Origin of the sequence: Sphingopyxis sp. H050 (genome assembly GCF_001468265.1) — a bacterium.
Taxonomy (GTDB): Bacteria; Pseudomonadota; Alphaproteobacteria; order Sphingomonadales; family Sphingomonadaceae; genus Sphingopyxis.
The window spans coordinates 1-400 of the sequence record NZ_LNRZ01000023.1; the positions used below are offsets into that span (position 1 = coordinate 1).

Below are 400 nucleotides of genomic sequence, written 5' to 3' on the forward strand. Positions count from 1 at the left end.
TATCTGCCGTTCGCCCGCTCGGGAGGGCAGTTGCTGTTCCACCTCATCAGCAAGCTTTATGAGCGGACCAGCGTCATCATCACCACGAACCTCGCCTTCGGCGAATGGCCGACCGTGTTCGGCGATCCCAAGATGACCACGGCGCTGCTCGACCGCGTCACCCACCACTGCGATATCGTCGAGACGGGCAACGACAGCTGGCGCTTCAAAAACCGCAGCTGACAGCCACCTTCGGCGCCTTCAAAAATCTATCTTGCGCTGCGCGCGCCTCCGGTCGGGCTACGCCCGCCCTCCGCCGCACGCAGCGCAAGGCCATCTTCAACAAACCAGCATCATATTATCCGAAAAGGGGGTCCCTCTTCGACGCCGATCGGGGGTCCCTTTTGAACGCCGTTTGACA

The 400-nt window shown here is 61.2% G+C and carries 1 protein-coding gene; it reads left to right on the plus strand.

The genetic code is table 11. The annotated features are described in order from the left end of the window. Positions 1-222, plus strand: a 222-nt coding sequence (locus ATE67_RS20880; protein WP_082660537.1) for an ATP-binding protein, incomplete at its 5' end; no start/stop codon positions are given. Positions 223-400 lie beyond the last annotated feature (178 nt).